The sequence below is a fragment of the Pseudoxanthomonas sp. LARHCG66 genome (assembly GCF_052871755.1).
In genome coordinates this window covers 241,424-256,175 of record NZ_JBIXJW010000001.1, presented here as the reverse complement: position 1 = coordinate 256,175, position 14,752 = coordinate 241,424, and the positions used below count along the sequence as shown (strand labels likewise).

The following is a 14,752-nucleotide window of genomic DNA, read 5'->3' as shown; positions in this document are numbered from 1 at the left end:
CGTTCGTGCCGTTTGATGTAGACGTCTTCCCTGTCTAGCGGGCCTAGCGACGCCGCGCGCGTGCGGCTTGGCGCGTCACTCATGTGGGGGTGAGGGCGTCGGGGGAGGGGGACTTCATGGGGGAGGAGCGGGGAGGGGGAAGCGAGGAATGGACATTAGCTGATGAGCCTGCGGTATGGCCATGATCCAAGCCATCCTGTCGTTGGTAAAGACCTTCCCGCTGCGCCCAGAGCATATGCACGCCAGGTTGCGGAATAGTGCTATCGCTAGCTTCTGGGGGCGACAACTTAGCGATAGGTAAAAGCATGTAGTAGTGCGAGACGCAAATCTCGGTTCTTCTTAATGCTGTGATCTCACGGAAGAATGTGATAATCGCTAGCGATGCTCATGCTGCCGGGGCAGCAACGTTGGTAGTTGATCGGCCAGCCTTTTCGGGGGGAGGGGAGATGAGGTTTGAAGACAGGCCCATCAGCGGAGTGGGCGATCTGATTTCGTTCTTGAGGGCTGACAGTGCTCAGTATGGTGGGCCTCTCTGGTATCGAGGTCAGGCCGAAGCGCATTGGCCACTTGAGCCGAAGTTGATGAGGCGCAGTGATCCGCCGTCGGAGTCTCATTTGCTGAATAGGTTCAAGCAGAGTGCTGCGTACTTGCTGCCAGCACGGCCCCAGCATGAATTTGATTGGCTTTTTCTGATGCAGCATCACGGCGTCCAAACAAGATTGCTTGATTGGAGTGAGAGTCCGTTAGTTGCTCTCTACTTTGCAGTAGCGGAAGAGAATCGTAATGATGCTGCTCTTTGGGTTCTTGCGCCGTGCGAGCTTAATAAGATGGCTGGCTTCAAGCCTGAATGGGAGTATGAAATCCCTTCTTTCGAAGATGAAAGTTTAGGTAGTTATACAACAGGCAAGTTGGCGGCGGAGCGAAGATCAAGTTTGCAGCCCATGGCTGCAATTGCGGTTAGAAACAGCCCGCGAATAAATGCGCAGCAAGGTGTTTTCACAATCTCTCATCGAGAAAACATTCGTTTAGATTCAATTCCCTCTGAGCTTGGCTCAGGTCATGTCTGGAGATTTGTAGTTCCGGGACCTAGTAAGGAAGCTATTCGGCGCGATCTATCGATAGCTGGCATAAGCAAGTTCCAGTTGTTTCCTGAGTTGGCTTCTATATCAGTGGATTAATAATATGGCATCTCTGAAAACTTACGCGTTGTCCAATAGTGCCATTATTAGAATTGCCGCTGATAAAGATCTAATTAATTTGTCTCCAAGCTATCAGCGTCGCGGGGGAATTTGGAATTTGGAGCGAAAGCAGTTATTGATAGATAGTATTATAAACGAATATGACATTCCGAAGCTGTACTTCCATCATATACTTCCTTGGTACCCAAAGGAAAAATTTGATTCAGAGTACAAGTATGCAGTTATTGATGGAAGGCAGAGGCTATCTGCAATTCTTGATTTCTTGGATGACAAATTTCCGCTCGCAGAAGATTTTAAATACTTTGAGGACCTATCAGTAAGCGTGGCTGGCATGCACTACAGTCAGATGAGTAAGGAAAACCCAAGGCTAAAGGTTATATTTGATTCCTTCACATTGCCGATTACATTAATTGAAACGGACGATCTGGATCTTGTGGAGGATATGTTTTCTCGTCTCAATGAGGCGTCGCCCTTGAGTGGTGCGGAGAAAAGAAATGCGCTTGGAGGTCCGATGGCTGCGGCTATCGCTCGTGTCGCCGAGCACCCGCTCATAGCGATAAAGTCAAGAATTTCAAATTCGCGCTACCAGCATCGAGAGGTGGCTGCGAGACTGTTGTTTGTGGAATATTCTCTTAGGTCAAAAAATAGAATAATAGATACAAAGCGCCCGTATCTTGATGAAATGGTCACGGAATTTAGAAAGGATGGTGGGCTTTTAGAGTTGTGTGAGGAGGTGGCTACTTCGGTTATTGAGGTTCTTAATTTTATTAACCCTATTTTCCGCGCTTCCGATCCTCTTCTGGCCAGTCAGTCGTTTATGGTTCCTTTGTTTCTTGTATTTAGAGGCTATCAAGAGTCTCTGGATATAAGTAGGGAAGATTTCGAGAATTTTAAAGAGTCGTTGCGTAAAAACCGAGTTGTTGCTGAGCTTTCAATTTCTGACGCAAGCATTGATTTACTGGGTTACGACAGGATGTCGCAGCAAGGGACTAACGACGCTAGTTCGATTGTCTTCCGCGTCGATACGTTGCGCAGCTACTTGACTGGTGGGATGGATGCCGAGATTGCGACGGTTGAGGCTGCATTTGAGCGCATAAACGTTGTCGCTACTGAAATGGAGAGTCAGATCGAGGGTGACGTGCCACTCAACTAACCCGTAAGGCGGGCTTGAGCCCGCCCTACGCTTGAGGGGTTACCGGGGTGCGCCGAGCGGCGATGGAATGCGTAGGGTGGGCCCTGGCCCACCGGCTTACGGGTTGCGCGGGTCGGACTTCTCCGACATGGGTGTGGGGTCTGCGACGACGGTGATCGCGTGATGCCTCCGGCACGCTGCCGGCATGTCGAATTACCGTCGCGTCTGGGTGCCGGGCGGCACCTATTTCTTCACCGTTAACCTGCTGGAGCGTCGCCGCTGCTTGCTCGTCGAGCACGTCGATCTGCTGCGCGATGCATTCCGGGCGGCGAGGGCGGCGCGACCGTTCCAGGTGATCGCCATCGTGGTGTTGCCCGACCACCTGCATTGCGTGTGGCGGCTGCCCGAGGGCGACGCCGACAACGCCAACCGCTGGGCGCAGATCAAATCCGGCTTCAGCCGGGCATTGCCAGTCAAAGAACGCCGGTCATCGCGGCGTATCGCACGCCGCGAGCGAGGCATCTGGCAACGGCGCTATTGGGAGCACCTGATCCGCGATGAAGACGACCTGCGTCGCCATGTCGATTACGTGCATATCAATCCGGTGAAGCATGGGCATGCGGTGCGTGCGTGCGACTGGCCGTATTCGTCTTTCCGGCAATGGGTTGCGGCGGGGGAGTATCCGGTCGATTGGGCGTTTGAGCCGATGGCATTGGATGGGGTGGGGGAGCGGTGACGGCGAGTGGGCACGATGGCGGGCTTGAGCCCGCCCTACGGATTGCATGACCGATCACCACGACGCATGCGGTGACCAACGCCCCTCAACACGGGACCAACGTCACTCGTGAACCTCCCGGGGAATCGTCACAATTTCCCGTACCTGGACATCGGACGCCCGTGATGAAGCCTCGCCGCCTGACCCCCGCACTGCTCACCCTGCTGGCCGCCACCTTCGGCTTCACCGCTCAGGCAATCGCCGCCGGCACCGACGACGAAGGCCGCCTCATCACCCGCAACACCGACGGCGCCTGGTTCCTGCAGCAGCCCGAAGGATCGCCCGGCAAAGGCTGCGTGGCCCGCTTCACCTCCGCCAAGAAAGACCAGTCCCAACTGGCCCTCATCGGCCCCACCGCCCAATCCCCCACCGCCGCCATCCTGATGCACGGCCCCCGCATCGCCACGCCGCCGGCCGCGCAGGAAGTCACCCTCGAACTGCAGCAGGACGGCCTGCCGCCCGCCACGATGCGCGGCGCGCTGATGGCGGCCGGCGGCTCCAAAGGCGGCGGCTTCCTGATGGTCCCCGCCGGCGACCTCAAGCAGACCATGGGCTCCATGCGCCCCAGGGAAACCGGCATGAATGTCCGGGTCGGCGGCGTGGACGTGTTCGGCCTGTCCTACGACGGCCTGGACCAGGCGCGCAGCGCCATGCTCGACTGCCTGGCCGGCAAGCGCTTCACCGGCGGCAAGAGCCTGGCCGAGGCGACCTCCGAGATCCGCCTGATGGGCACCGGCGCCATCGCCGGCACCGCCTTCTACAAGGGCGCGGTGCTGGCCAAGAAGCAGTACCCGCCAAAGGGCAGCCAGCGGGTGGGCCTGATCCACATGAGCGATGAGTTCAAGCAGTGGTTCGAGACGGTCAAGCAGAGCCAGAAGATGCCGGACCGGATCCCCGAGCGCATCGCCAAGCACTTCATGTTCGCGACGATCCTGGACGACCACGGCGGCTTCCGCTTCACCAAGCTGCCGCCCGGCGAGTACCTGCTGATCGCCGACTTCTCCTACAAGGAGACCGTGACCCGCAGCGAGGTGACCGGTCGCACCGACGTCTACGCCGGCAATCAGTACATCGGCTCCAACGACCAGGTGGCCTACTGGTTCGAGGACGTGAAGAAGAACACGACCTTCTCCAAGACCGTGCACCTCAAGGACGGCGAAACCCTGCAGGTGAGCCTGGACAAGTCGATGCTGGGGTGCTTCTTCATCTGCCGCTAGCGGGCGGAGGGGGGCGGTGGCCGGCAGGGCGGCGGTAGATCCGTAAGGCGGGCTTGAGCCCGCCCTACGTGTCGGCGAGACCCTCGACGGGTCTCTCTTCTCTCACTAACGGTCTCGCGACACCCAAAAAGGGTCTTTCTTCTCACAGTAAGGTCCAACGTTCGGCCGAAAAGAGTCTCTCGTCTCTCACTAAGGTCCAACGTTCCACCAAAAAGGGTGTCGCGACACCGAAAAAGAGTCTCGCGATACTGAAAAAGCGTGGCGCGCCACCCTCAACGGGTCTCTCTTCTCTCATTAAGGTCCTCGCGACACCCTTTTCGGGTATCGCGACACCGGAAAAGATCCACGCGAGAGCGAAAAAGACGCAACGTTCGACCGAAAAGGCCTGAACATCCGCGCCGGGCAGGGTGTCCATTCGCCTGCAGCACACCCGCAAGGCGGGCCCAGGTCCGCCCTACGACGCGACGGAAGTCTCCCGCAACTCCGCCAGCAGACTCCGCGGCGTACACCCCGCCATCGCCTGGAAGTCCGCGATCAGATGCGCCTGGTCGTAGTAGCCCGCATCCGCCGCGATCGCCGACCAGTTGATGTCCTCTCCCGACTGCGCCGCCCGCACCGCCTGCTCGAACCGCTTCAACCGCGCATACGTCTTGGGGCCGACACCCAGCACCTCGTGCAGTACGCGTCGCAGATGGCGTTCACTGATTCCCAGCTCACGCGCCACCGTGCCCACGCTGGCCACCTGCAACTTCTCCAGTGCGATCGGCAGGAACGCCGGCACTGCACCGGCCACCTTGCCACCCGCCATGCGCGCCATGACCGCCGCTTCCAGCACTCCACCCGCCGCACGTGCATCGGGTGCTTCAGCAAGCTGCTCGCGCAAACGCTGCGCGCTCGCGGGCTCCCACAGGGCTTCGAGTGGCACCGTGCGGCCCGACAGTTCCGACGCGGACACGCCCAGCACCGTCTCGCACGTCCCTGGCTGCAACCGCGCCAGTACCGCCCGGTGCCCGCCGCGGATCAGCTTCCGGTGCACCCGGCTCCTTGCGCCCATCGCATGGATATCGACACCGCCCGGAATCGACGGCCCGAAACGCACCACCACCTGCGCCTCCACCTGCGGCACCGCCACGCGTTGCCGGTCGGTCGCGTAGTGACTCACCGCCATCGCGAGGATCGGACGCAATGCGCCACGGGCGGGCGTCACGGTGTGGCGGGCAGGATCGGCGGGCATGCCTGCATTGTGGTGGGCCGTTCCGCCGCGCCGCAACCCGCCGACCCATGGCCGTTTTTTCCAATGCCATCGCGCATGCGCCGGCTACCGTGACCGCATGAACATACTCGTGACCGGCGCGACCGGAAAAGTAGGCAGCAGACTCGCCCAGCGACTGGTGCAGCACGGACACACCGTGCGTGCCCTGGTGCGCGACCCCGCCCGTGCGACCGACCTGTCGGACCACGGCATCCACCTGGTCATCGGCGACCTGATGCAGCCGGACGCGCTGCCGGCGGCGGTGCAGGGCGTGGATACCGTCGTGCATTGCGCGGCGTTCTTCCGCGGCGCCACCCCGGAAGAAGCGCACGCCGTGAACAACCTCGGCACGCAACACCTGGCCCATGCCGCCCGCGAGGCAGCGGTGGGGCGGTTCGTGTTCATGAGTACGGGCCTGGTCTATGGACCCAACGGCGGTGCCCTGGCGCAGGAAGACGACGACTGCGCCCCCATGGATGCCTACCCGCAGAGCAAGCTCGCCGCCGAACGCATGCTGCTGGCCATCGACGGTCTGGACGTCCGCATCCTGCGCCTGCCGTTCGTCTACGGCGATGGCGACCCGCATATCCAGGACGTGGTGCCGTTCATGCGCACCTTCCCGCCCACGCAACGCATGTCCATCGGCCATCACGCGGACGTGGCGCAGGCCGTGATCCGGTTGCTGGAAAAGACATCGCCTGCGTATCGCATCTACAACGTGGTGGACGATGAAGCCCCCGATCTGGCGACGCTGTTCGCTTCGGTGGGACAGCCGCCGCCTGATGGCACCGATCCGGAACGCGCGAAAGCGTTCGCGGCCGTCATGGATGGTCGCCGCCTGCGGGAAGACCTCGGCTTCCAGCCGCTGTACCCGCGATTGGTGGATGCCGTCGACGCCGGGCAGGCGTGAGTATCGACCGCCCGGACGGATGACGCGATGCCGGGTTGATGCCGCCACGTGGTCCGGGTAAGTGCGGCGCACCCGGGGAGCGTGGACGATGAGGCGCGTGCCGGGTGTCGTGCATGTTCGCGCTTTGCGTGCGCGGAGGGTAAAGCGCCCCTCATCCGCCTTCGGCACCTTCTCCCCGTGTCACGGGGAGAAGGGAAGGGCAGACAGCCATGCTTGTCTCCTTCTCCCCGTTGCACGGGGAGAAGGAAGCGACGGGTGCGCCGGCTCAGGCGCCCGACACCCGCGCCTTGTTCCGCAGCGACAGGTAATAGCCCGCTGTCATCGCAATCCCGATCAAGATCGCCAGCGAACCGCCGATCACCGCCATATCCTTCGGCGCCGCGATCCAGAGCCCCGCATAGACCAGGCCGCTGAGCGCCATCGACCAGCCGGCCACGCGCTGTGCCTGCCGCGCCCGTGCACTGGGCACGAACCGCTTCGGCATCTGGTTGCCGAACCACGCCACCATCAAGCCGTCGGTCCATATCACAATGCTGTCGACCTTCTCGCTATCGATCGTGTTGTGGCTGACCGAATCGCGCCGTAGGATGGGATAACGCTCGTCGGGAGGGATTCTGGATGCGTATGTGGGCGATGGTTGCGCTGTTGAGTCTTGTTGGATGTACAGGACTCGGCACCGAGCAGGCAAGTATCGAGGCGGTCTCATCCGCATCGCCGATGCCCCAGGCTCCGTCCGTAACGCCAACAAGTGGCCCTTTCGCCGGTGAATGGGAAGCGTGCCAAGGCACGACGGCGCCCGAGGAATGCGGCCGTTACCTGTTGCTGCAACGTGGCAACCGCATCTGCGGTACATGGTTCTATTTCGCAACCGGAAAAGCGTACACAGGCAGGATCGTTGCGCGCGTGGACTCGCCCACGGAGGCGCGGCGCACGCATGTGTGCGGTCGGCCTGGCTCCGAGACGAATACCGAATGCGACGAAGGATGGCAGCGTATCGATAAGCCGCTGCAGATATGTGATGGCAAGCTTTCCGACCTGACGCGTGCGGACGGCTCCTGCTTCGGCGACTACCGAGCCGTGCGCATGGCTAAAGACCAGCGCGATGCACTGCTAGCGGAACCGTGGATGGAGGACTGCCTGTCCGGCAATCCCGATGACACCCCCTAAGGACCCATAAGGAAATGGATCATGACGAACCCGAATCCCCTGACGGAGAATGAATTGCGGGCTGCCGCCTACTTCGCCGTCGGTGTCACCTCGGAGGGCAGCATCGCAGGGCGTGATGTCGCCTACCGCCTGAGCTTCGCCGGCAATGTGGGGCCGGGTGGACGCATGATGCCGGTGGCCAACAGCGGTTACTCGTTCGGCACACTGCAGATCGACCTGGGACAGCATCCCGACGTGGCCCGTGACCTGCTGGACAACTACCAGACCTGGGCGCGCACGCATCCGGACCGGGCCACGCTCGAACTGGGACAGAACGAGTACGACACCACGCTGCAGTCGCTGCAGCGCACCGGGCGCCAGATGCATAGGAACAACTCGGTCGATATTGACCGCTCGCGCATCAACCGCTTTCTGGATTCCGATGCCGGCCGCGCGTTCGTGCATGGTCTCGATACCGAGCACGTCAATGGCGTGACCGCGACGGACGCGGTGGTGGGCAACCAGGATTCGGCCCTGGAGCGTCTGCAGCGCACGGACCTGTACCGCGACAGTGCAGGCGACGAGCAGGCCGAACTGGCGGGAATGCTGATGAAGCTGCAAAACCAGGGGGGCGAGGACTTCTGGCCAAGGGTGCTTCGCGGGATCGAAGCGGGCAGGTCGACTTCGGTGGACGAGGTGAAGACTGCCATCGACGGCCTCCTGCCCAACCTGCGCAACGGCAATCCGGACTATCTGCAAAGCGGAGCGGACAATACGTTGCGAGGCATCGAGGTGCTCAATGCCTTACGTGATGCCGATCCGGAAAGTCCGTTGCACCGCGCGTGGACCGATGTGTCTGCGAATCCGCTCATCGGTCCGGTCGCTGCGCATCAGCCCAACGCGGAGAATCCCAATCTCGGCTTCGAATACGACACGGTGAGATCGCTGTTCCTGACGCCGGAGGCCTCGCGTCGGTTCATCGAAGCGCTCGACGGAGGCGGATCACTCGCCGAAGGCAATCCCCAGCCACAAGCCAACGGTCGCCGACAGGCGGGCTTTTATGTGTCGGGCGATGATTTCGTGCATTGGAACCAGAATGGACGGGGTCAGGCTTTCATCGACGGTCAATGGCGCAGCATCGATCCGGACAGCGTGACGCGCGTACGCAATGCCGACGGCACGACGACGTTGACGATTGATCAAGGCGGGCGGCAAGAGACCTTGTTGCGTGTCGATCCCAGGACGCCGGTGCTGCGAGCCGACGGGGGCGCGGTGCAGGAAGAGATCGGCCGCGGGAGACAGGCGTCGGAGCGGCACGCGGAACGCATGCCTGCACCCACCTTCGAGAGTCCGTACCTCAACCGATTGCTCGCTGCAGTCACCGCGGGGGATGAGATGGGTGCCGATCGTATCCTGCGGGAGTACGCGCGATCACCTGATGGGGTCGCTTTCCTCGAACGGGGCGCACAAGCGACGGCGCAGCAACAGGTGGAGGAGCGAGAGATTCAACAGGTACCCGTAAGGCAGATGTGAGCCCGCTTCCAGAGAATCGCGTTTCGCGTGCGCGGAGGGTAAAGCGCCCCTCATCCGCCTTCGGCACCTTCTCCCCGTTGCACGGGGAGAAGGAAGCGACAGGTGCGCCCCTCAGGCCCCCGACAGCCGTGCCTTGTTCCGCAGCGACAGGCAGTAGCCTGCGGTCACTGCGATGCCCAGCAGTACCGCCAGCGAACCGCCGATAACCGCCACATCCTTCGGCGCCGCGACCCAGAACCCCGCATAGATCAACCCGCTGAGCGCCATCGACCAGCCGGCCACGCGCTGCGCCTGCCGCGCCCGCGCACTGGGCACGAACCGCTTGGGCATCTGGTTGCCGAACCACGCCACCATCAAGCCGATGGCGCCCATCACGATGCGATCAACCATTTCGCTGTCGACATAACCCTGCGAGCGGGCAAACGTTGCGCACAACGCCAGCACCACGATGCCGACACCCCACGCCAGACTGGTAAGCACTTCTCTGTTCATCGCGCAGACTCCTTCTTGGATTTCGGCGCCGCCTTGCCAGCGCCGAACGAGTGGACGAAGCCGAGCAGTGCGTCTTCCAGCACCGACAGCTTCAGGTGATAGATCACGGACTTGCCGACCTTTTCCGCATGCACCAGGTCGGCCTCTTTCAGCACCGCGAAATGCGCCGACATCGTCGGCTTGGAGACATCGAACTGATCGCTCAGCTCGCCCGCGCTCAGCGGGCCCTTGCGCAGCAACTGCAGCACCTGGCGGCGGGTGGGATCGGAGAGGGCGCGGAAGACCTGGCTCATGATGCGATAGTTAGCTAATCATCGAAATGTGTCAAGCGCCATTGGTCGACGTGGGGCACGGGGCCTCGTGGTGGGCGCTACAGCACCGGCCACCACATGAAGACCATCGCGGCCACGCTGCCGGCCAGGGTGAGCAAGGCCAGCAGCGCCAGCAGGCCGCCCATCGCCACCTTCACCCCCGCATGGCGCGAACGCTCCGCGGCGAAGTACAGCGACAGCACCGCCAACGGCACCATCCAACTGCCGAAGCTGACCAGGATGAAGGGCGCGCCCGTGTAATCGATCTTGATGCCCAGCGGCGTCAGCACCAGCCCGGCCAGCATGATGCCGATGCGCAGGAACCACACCCCGTTCACCAGCAGATACGCGCGCAGCGCATGCCGTCGGTGCGCCGCGAAATCCTTGCCCCGCGCACTGCGCCAGGCCAGCAGCGCGAAGACCACGATCAGCAGTCCGTTCAACGAGATCGACAGATTGCTGGCCGGCCCCAACTGCGACCCGCGCACCCAGACCAGCCAGAAGCCGGTCAGCGTGACCACCAGTGCCACCGACAGGAACACCCGCCCGTTCCACCGGTGCAGATGCGGCCAACGCCGCCGCAGCGCCGGCACCAGTTGCCAGGCCCCGGCGAAGGTCACCAGCCCGGCCAGCAGCGCGTGGCCGACGAACTGCAGGTTCCCGACGACATCGCCCGGCACATAGCCGGTGACGTGCGGCTTGGCATTGAGCGGCGACAGATCGCCGCCCAGCACCGGCCCGCCGAAGAACAGCACGATGAACGCCACGAACGCCCATTGACCGACGGTGGCGGCGATGAACCAGGCGGTGGCGCCGAGCGACAGCAGACGGGATGGCATAGGGAGGGGAACAGACGCCGTCATGGCAAGACTCCGGGGAAGGGAGCGTCACCGTGCGCGGCGCCTGCGGGGGCCGTCTCGCCGATTCGGAAATCGGCCAGCCGGATCGTGCACGGTGATTCGGCGTGCCCTCCGGCGGCAGCCGTGACCGATGGCGGTTGGCGCGGGGCGCCCCGGACCGCACGCTGTGGCGGACTCCACGAGGACGCGACCATGCCGAGCTGGCCGACCATCACCACGGGCGTCGCCGTCACGGTGGCGGTGGCCTCATTGCTGGTGCTGCTGTGGCAACGCCCCAAGCGCGATGCCGAGGTGATCTTTGCCGTGGTGAGCGGCTCGATGGCGCTCTCGCTGATGGCGCCGTGGATGGAAGGTGCGCCGACCTGGATGGTGTGGGCGGTTGCCATCGGCGGCAGCGCGACGTGCAACGGGTTCTGGCTGGTGTCGCGGGCACTGTTCCGCGGTGAGGGCGGTGTGGGCCGGGTGCATGTGCTGGCCGCGGCCGGCGTGGCGCTGCTGATTGCCGCGTACCGCGGCGCCACGCTGGGCGGGCAGGGCACGGCGTCACCCTGGGCGTTTGGACTGGGCAGCCTGCTGACGCTGGCCAGTTCCACCCTGCTGGTGCTGACCTTTCTGGAAGCACTGCGCGGCAGTTGGGCGTCGTTGCCGCGCGCCGAACGCCGGTTGCGACTGGCTTTCATGCTGCTGTTCGCCGCGTGCGTGCTGACCACCACGCTGACGGGCGCGCTGGCCGCGACCTGGCCGTTGCTGACGGAGGTGCGGGGTGGGGTGATTCCGCTGTGTGCGATGGCGATGATCCTGTTCACCCACGGCGCGCTGTGGCGCCGCCGCCACGTGCCGTGGCCGGTGACCGACGCGCCGCCGGCCGAGCGTGCGCCGGCCAGTCCGCCGGGCGCGGAAGAAATCCGCCTGCTGCGCGCATTGCAGCACCAGTTGGACGTGGTGCAGGTCTACCGCGAGCCGGAGTTGAAGGTGATCGATCTGGCGCACCGGCTGGGCACGGCCGAACACAAGCTGAGCCGGTTGATCACCCAGACGCTGGGCGAGAAGAATTTCAACCAGATGATCAACCGCCACCGCATCGCCTACGCCTGCGGCCGGCTGGTGGATGCAGGCGACGACGCCACCATTCTCGACATCAGCGGCGATGCCGGCTTCGCCTCGCTGGGTCCGTTCAATCGCGCGTTCAAGATCGCGACGGGCTACACGCCGACGGCCTACCGCACGGCGCACCGCGCGCACGCTCGTGCCGGATTGGAGTTTTCGTAGACGGGACGGGCTGCATCGGATGCCGACGCAACGTTCTGAAGAGGGCGTCGTCCGCGTGTCCGTGGCACCCTACGCGCATCCCTTTGTTGTGAGACAACGCATGCTGCGCACGCTGGCCCTGTCCCTCTGCCTGTTCACCACCACCGCCACCACCACCGCCACCGCCGCCGAACCCGTGTTCGACGTGCACGTCCATCTGCGCGACGGCGAAACCTCGCTGCGTGACTACCGCGAAACCGTCCGCGCCGCCGGCCTGGAACTCTCCGGCATCGGCGTGATGTGGTTCGGCGGCCCGCACCAGGCCCGACAGGGCGATCTGGCGAAGATCCGCGCCGGCAACGACCGCGTGATCGCGCTGGCGGCCGCGCATGCCGACGTGCTGCCCATCGCCACCGTCCACCCGTACGATGGCGACGCGGCCCTGGCCGAACTGGCCCGCGTCGCCGCCGCCGGCGTGAAGGTGCTGAAGATCCACGCCCACACCCAGGGCTTCGACGTCGCCGACCCGCGCGTGGAAACCCTCGTGCGCAAGGCCGGCGAACTCGGCATCGCGGTGCTGATGGACAACGCCAACATCCTGCCCGGTGACAGCGAAAAACTGTTCAACCTGGTGGTGCGCGTGCCGAAGACGAAGTTCATCCTCGCCCACATCGGCGGCTTGAACTTCCGCTTCTGGAACATCCTCGCCCTCGCGCGCACCGCCGACGGCTTCGGCTTCGAGAACCTCTACTTCGACATCTCCGCCACCGTGCTGGTGGTGGCTGATTCGCCGGTGGAAGAGGAATTCCTCTGGACCCTGCGCAACGTGGGCATGGACCACGTGCTGCTGGGCTCGGACTACCCGCAGATCAGCCTCGACGCCACAGTGAAGGCACTGGACCGCCTGGACCTGAGCGACGAAGAGAAAGCGAAGATCCGCAGCGGCAACGCGATGAAGCTGTTCGGCCGCTGACGCCGTGTGGATGCCTCCGCCGCAGGGTTGCTCGGCGGAACATCGCATCGGTGTTCGTCGATGTGGCAACGCGATCTCGCACGGTCCGCAATGGCGGGCTAGAGCCCGTCCTAGGATGGGCTGCCGTCGTCGCGCACCCTCTGCACCCGCTGGCGATACGCCCGCACGTTGTCGCCATCGATGCGGGTGCGCTGGGTGCCCTTGACCTCGTCGACCTTGCGGTCCGCGCCGGTCACCGGCTTGGCCACGATCTCCGTCTCGCGCTCGAAGGCGTGCGACTTGTCGGTATTGCGGTAATACCGGTACAGCGCCCAGTACAGGGCGCTGGCGCCCGCCGGACCCAGTGCAAGCAGCCATAGACCGCTGTCGTCACTCATGCGCCCGCCCAGATGATCGCGAGGGCGATGCCCTCCAGGAATGTGCCCACGGTCAGCGCCGCCAGCAGCAGCTTCCAGTGCTGCACCGGCACGCTGCCCATGGTTTCGCCCGTGCGGCCGTTGACCGCGATGTAGTGCAGCATCCCGCCGTTGCTGCCCGGCTGGTGGTACGAGTACAGCCACACCGGCAGGTACATGGACACCCAGCGCGTCCCATGGACTTCAAGGCGTTCCTGTTCCCAGCGTACGCCCCGGTCGTAACGGTGCACCGAGCCTTCCACCTGCGCGCGCGCGATGGACAGCAACTGGTCTTCCAGGCGCGGGCGCAGCTGTTCCACATCGGTATCGCGCTTCTCGGACGTGAAGCCCGACAGGTACGACGCGTTCCACTTCACCGCGTTCTTGGTATCGAACGGCAGGATGGTGTTGATGATGTTCTGCGTGTTGACGCGCGTATCCAGGTTGCCGCGCTCGGTGGAGGATTCCAGCGGCAGGTCGTCCACGGTGAAATCCACCGCCCGCTCCACCTGGTACACGTCGGCGTCGTAGTAGGTCTTCTTGTTCTTGTCGGTGCCGCGCGTGTAGGTGCGGGTGAGGATCTCGCCCTTGCCGGCGACCTCCGCGCTCGCGTTGCCGTCCACGATCATGTAGGGCAGGTACACGCCGACGACGTTCTCCGGCGTGAACTGCTCCTTGAACGCCTTCAGCGCGAACATCCGCCGCTTGTCCACGAACTGGCGGATGCGCGCGACGGCATCGTCCTTCTTGATGTGGAACGGCAGCACCGCATCCGGCACCGCGCCGTTGGCGATCTGTTCGTTCACGCCGAACACGTGGCGGCACCAGTGGCAGCGCGCGGTCATCGCGCTCCCGGTGTTGACGGTGACCTCGGCGCCGCAGCCGGTGCACTTGAAGGTCATCAGGACGGCGGCATCGGCGGCGATGTCGCGCGCGCCGGAGGCGATGATCGTGCCGCGCAGGTCCGCATGGCCCTGGCCGAAACCGAATGCCTCCTCGACGCGCGCGCCGACCCATTCGTGGCGGCAGTACAGGCACACCAGCACATCGCTGCCCAGCTTGTGGCGGATGTCGGTGGCGCCGCACTTCGGGCAGTGGTTCTGCCCGTCCTTCAGCTCGGCCGAGGCGGTGTCGATGGCGACCGGATCGGGCGCTTCCAGTTCCTCACGGATGGCGTCGGGCAGGGTGGCGGGGTCGACCGGGAAACTCCCGGGCAACGGTGGAACCTCCTGAGGCGAACCCGGGCCTGCAGGAGGAGCCGGCGGCAACGGCGGGGGCGCCGGGCGATGCGGGGTGGACATGGGCGGTG

16 protein-coding genes are annotated in these 14,752 nt (G+C 63.6%); 9 read left to right on the top strand and 7 right to left on the bottom strand.

The annotated features are described in order from the left end of the window. The first annotated feature begins 446 nt into the window (after positions 1 to 446). The 4 genes from ACIPRS_RS01175 to ACIPRS_RS01160 all read left to right on the top strand — a co-directional run bounded on the left by ACIPRS_RS01175 (position 447) and on the right by ACIPRS_RS01160 (position 4,323). On the top strand, positions 447 to 1,178 hold the full coding sequence (locus ACIPRS_RS01175; RefSeq protein WP_446537241.1) for an FRG domain-containing protein: 732 nt from the start codon (positions 447 to 449) through the stop codon (positions 1,176 to 1,178). Positions 1,179 to 1,182: 4 nt separating this feature from the next. Then, positions 1,183 to 2,352: a DUF262 domain-containing protein gene (locus ACIPRS_RS01170; protein ID WP_446537240.1), complete on the top strand. Its 1,170-nt coding sequence runs from the start codon at positions 1,183 to 1,185 to the stop codon at positions 2,350 to 2,352. Positions 2,353 to 2,536: 184 nt separating this feature from the next. After that, entirely contained in the window at positions 2,537 to 3,067 is a 531-nt protein-coding gene (locus ACIPRS_RS01165; protein ID WP_446537239.1) for an REP-associated tyrosine transposase, read from the top strand. 164 nt (positions 3,068 to 3,231) lie between these two features. Then, entirely contained in the window at positions 3,232 to 4,323 is a 1,092-nt protein-coding gene (locus tag ACIPRS_RS01160) for a carboxypeptidase-like regulatory domain-containing protein (RefSeq protein ID WP_446537238.1), read from the top strand. 454 nt (positions 4,324 to 4,777) lie between these two features. Here the strand turns inward: ACIPRS_RS01160 and ACIPRS_RS01155 are convergent, their stop codons facing one another. Further along, complete coding sequence (locus ACIPRS_RS01155) at positions 4,778 to 5,557, bottom strand: helix-turn-helix domain-containing protein (RefSeq protein ID WP_446537237.1); 780 nt, start codon at positions 5,555 to 5,557, stop codon at positions 4,778 to 4,780. Between the two features lie 97 nt (positions 5,558 to 5,654). Here ACIPRS_RS01155 and ACIPRS_RS01150 point away from each other — a divergent pair, with 97 nt between their 5' ends. Further along, positions 5,655 to 6,485, top strand: a complete 831-nt coding sequence (locus tag ACIPRS_RS01150; RefSeq protein WP_446537236.1) for an NAD-dependent epimerase/dehydratase family protein — start codon at positions 5,655 to 5,657, stop codon at positions 6,483 to 6,485. 265 nt (positions 6,486 to 6,750) lie between these two features. Here ACIPRS_RS01150 and ACIPRS_RS01145 read toward each other — a convergent pair whose 3' ends face one another. Next, complete coding sequence (locus ACIPRS_RS01145) at positions 6,751 to 6,993, bottom strand: hypothetical protein (RefSeq protein WP_337729961.1); 243 nt, start codon at positions 6,991 to 6,993, stop codon at positions 6,751 to 6,753. 110 nt (positions 6,994 to 7,103) lie between these two features. Here ACIPRS_RS01145 and ACIPRS_RS01140 point away from each other — a divergent pair, with 110 nt between their 5' ends. Together ACIPRS_RS01140 and ACIPRS_RS01135 are read left to right on the top strand one after the other, a co-directional pair. Beyond that, on the top strand, positions 7,104 to 7,652 hold the full coding sequence (locus tag ACIPRS_RS01140; RefSeq protein ID WP_446537235.1) for a hypothetical protein: 549 nt from the start codon (positions 7,104 to 7,106) through the stop codon (positions 7,650 to 7,652). A gap of 21 nt (positions 7,653 to 7,673) precedes the next feature. After that, positions 7,674 to 9,164, top strand: a complete 1,491-nt coding sequence (locus ACIPRS_RS01135; RefSeq protein ID WP_446537234.1) for a hypothetical protein — start codon at positions 7,674 to 7,676, stop codon at positions 9,162 to 9,164. Between the two features lie 111 nt (positions 9,165 to 9,275). Here the strand turns inward: ACIPRS_RS01135 and ACIPRS_RS01130 are convergent, their stop codons facing one another. The 3 genes from ACIPRS_RS01130 to ACIPRS_RS01120 form a co-directional block, all read right to left on the bottom strand. Continuing rightward, positions 9,276 to 9,656 carry a hypothetical protein gene (locus tag ACIPRS_RS01130; RefSeq protein WP_446537233.1) on the bottom strand — a complete coding sequence of 127 codons (381 nt, stop codon included), beginning with the start codon at positions 9,654 to 9,656 and terminating at the stop codon, positions 9,276 to 9,278. Beyond that, the gene (locus ACIPRS_RS01125; protein ID WP_337729957.1) at positions 9,653 to 9,949 is read right to left on the bottom strand and encodes an autorepressor SdpR family transcription factor; all 297 of its coding nucleotides are present in this window, start codon (positions 9,947 to 9,949) and stop codon (positions 9,653 to 9,655) included. Before ACIPRS_RS01125 ends, ACIPRS_RS01130 begins: the two co-directional genes overlap by 4 nt. Positions 9,950 to 10,026: 77 nt before the next feature. Continuing rightward, positions 10,027 to 10,806: a DUF2306 domain-containing protein gene (locus ACIPRS_RS01120; RefSeq protein WP_446537232.1), complete on the bottom strand. Its 780-nt coding sequence runs from the start codon at positions 10,804 to 10,806 to the stop codon at positions 10,027 to 10,029. A gap of 213 nt (positions 10,807 to 11,019) precedes the next feature. Here ACIPRS_RS01120 and ACIPRS_RS01115 point away from each other — a divergent pair, with 213 nt between their 5' ends. Next, positions 11,020 to 12,096 (top strand): helix-turn-helix domain-containing protein, encoded by a 1,077-nt coding sequence (locus tag ACIPRS_RS01115; protein WP_446537231.1) that lies wholly within the window; start codon positions 11,020 to 11,022, stop codon positions 12,094 to 12,096. Between the two features lie 100 nt (positions 12,097 to 12,196). Next, a complete protein-coding gene (locus tag ACIPRS_RS01110) occupies positions 12,197 to 13,048 on the top strand; it encodes an amidohydrolase family protein (protein WP_446537230.1) in 852 nt (283 codons plus the stop codon). Between the two features lie 110 nt (positions 13,049 to 13,158). On the opposite strand, the gene ACIPRS_RS01105 is transcribed toward ACIPRS_RS01110, so the two are convergent. After that, complete coding sequence (locus ACIPRS_RS01105) at positions 13,159 to 13,425, bottom strand: hypothetical protein (protein WP_446537229.1); 267 nt, start codon at positions 13,423 to 13,425, stop codon at positions 13,159 to 13,161. Continuing rightward, positions 13,422 to 14,744 (bottom strand): TFIIB-type zinc ribbon-containing protein, encoded by a 1,323-nt coding sequence (locus tag ACIPRS_RS01100; RefSeq protein ID WP_337729950.1) that lies wholly within the window; start codon positions 14,742 to 14,744, stop codon positions 13,422 to 13,424. The genes ACIPRS_RS01105 and ACIPRS_RS01100 overlap by 4 nt, the downstream gene beginning before the upstream one ends. Positions 14,745 to 14,752 lie beyond the last annotated feature (8 nt).

What these genes read in the sequence shown, in the direction of transcription:
- ACIPRS_RS01175 (WP_446537241.1), top strand. Translation starts at nt 447, where the DNA reads ATGAGGTTTGAAGACAGGCCCATCAGCGGAGTGGGCGATCTGATTTCG.
- ACIPRS_RS01170 (WP_446537240.1), top strand. Translation starts at nt 1,183, where the DNA reads ATGGCATCTCTGAAAACTTACGCGTTGTCCAATAGTGCCATTATTAGA.
- ACIPRS_RS01165 (WP_446537239.1), top strand. Translation starts at nt 2,537, where the DNA reads ATGTCGAATTACCGTCGCGTCTGGGTGCCGGGCGGCACCTATTTCTTC.
- ACIPRS_RS01160 (WP_446537238.1), top strand. Translation starts at nt 3,232, where the DNA reads ATGAAGCCTCGCCGCCTGACCCCCGCACTGCTCACCCTGCTGGCCGCC.
- ACIPRS_RS01155 (WP_446537237.1), bottom strand. Translation starts at nt 5,557, where the DNA reads ATGCCCGCCGATCCTGCCCGCCACACCGTGACGCCCGCCCGTGGCGCA.
- ACIPRS_RS01150 (WP_446537236.1), top strand. Translation starts at nt 5,655, where the DNA reads ATGAACATACTCGTGACCGGCGCGACCGGAAAAGTAGGCAGCAGACTC.
- ACIPRS_RS01145 (WP_337729961.1), bottom strand. Translation starts at nt 6,993, where the DNA reads ATGGTGGCGTGGTTCGGCAACCAGATGCCGAAGCGGTTCGTGCCCAGT.
- ACIPRS_RS01140 (WP_446537235.1), top strand. Translation starts at nt 7,104, where the DNA reads ATGCGTATGTGGGCGATGGTTGCGCTGTTGAGTCTTGTTGGATGTACA.
- ACIPRS_RS01135 (WP_446537234.1), top strand. Translation starts at nt 7,674, where the DNA reads ATGACGAACCCGAATCCCCTGACGGAGAATGAATTGCGGGCTGCCGCC.
- ACIPRS_RS01130 (WP_446537233.1), bottom strand. Translation starts at nt 9,656, where the DNA reads ATGAACAGAGAAGTGCTTACCAGTCTGGCGTGGGGTGTCGGCATCGTG.
- ACIPRS_RS01125 (WP_337729957.1), bottom strand. Translation starts at nt 9,949, where the DNA reads ATGAGCCAGGTCTTCCGCGCCCTCTCCGATCCCACCCGCCGCCAGGTG.
- ACIPRS_RS01120 (WP_446537232.1), bottom strand. Translation starts at nt 10,806, where the DNA reads ATGCCATCCCGTCTGCTGTCGCTCGGCGCCACCGCCTGGTTCATCGCC.
- ACIPRS_RS01115 (WP_446537231.1), top strand. Translation starts at nt 11,020, where the DNA reads ATGCCGAGCTGGCCGACCATCACCACGGGCGTCGCCGTCACGGTGGCG.
- ACIPRS_RS01110 (WP_446537230.1), top strand. Translation starts at nt 12,197, where the DNA reads ATGCTGCGCACGCTGGCCCTGTCCCTCTGCCTGTTCACCACCACCGCC.
- ACIPRS_RS01105 (WP_446537229.1), bottom strand. Translation starts at nt 13,425, where the DNA reads ATGAGTGACGACAGCGGTCTATGGCTGCTTGCACTGGGTCCGGCGGGC.
- ACIPRS_RS01100 (WP_337729950.1), bottom strand. Translation starts at nt 14,744, where the DNA reads ATGTCCACCCCGCATCGCCCGGCGCCCCCGCCGTTGCCGCCGGCTCCT.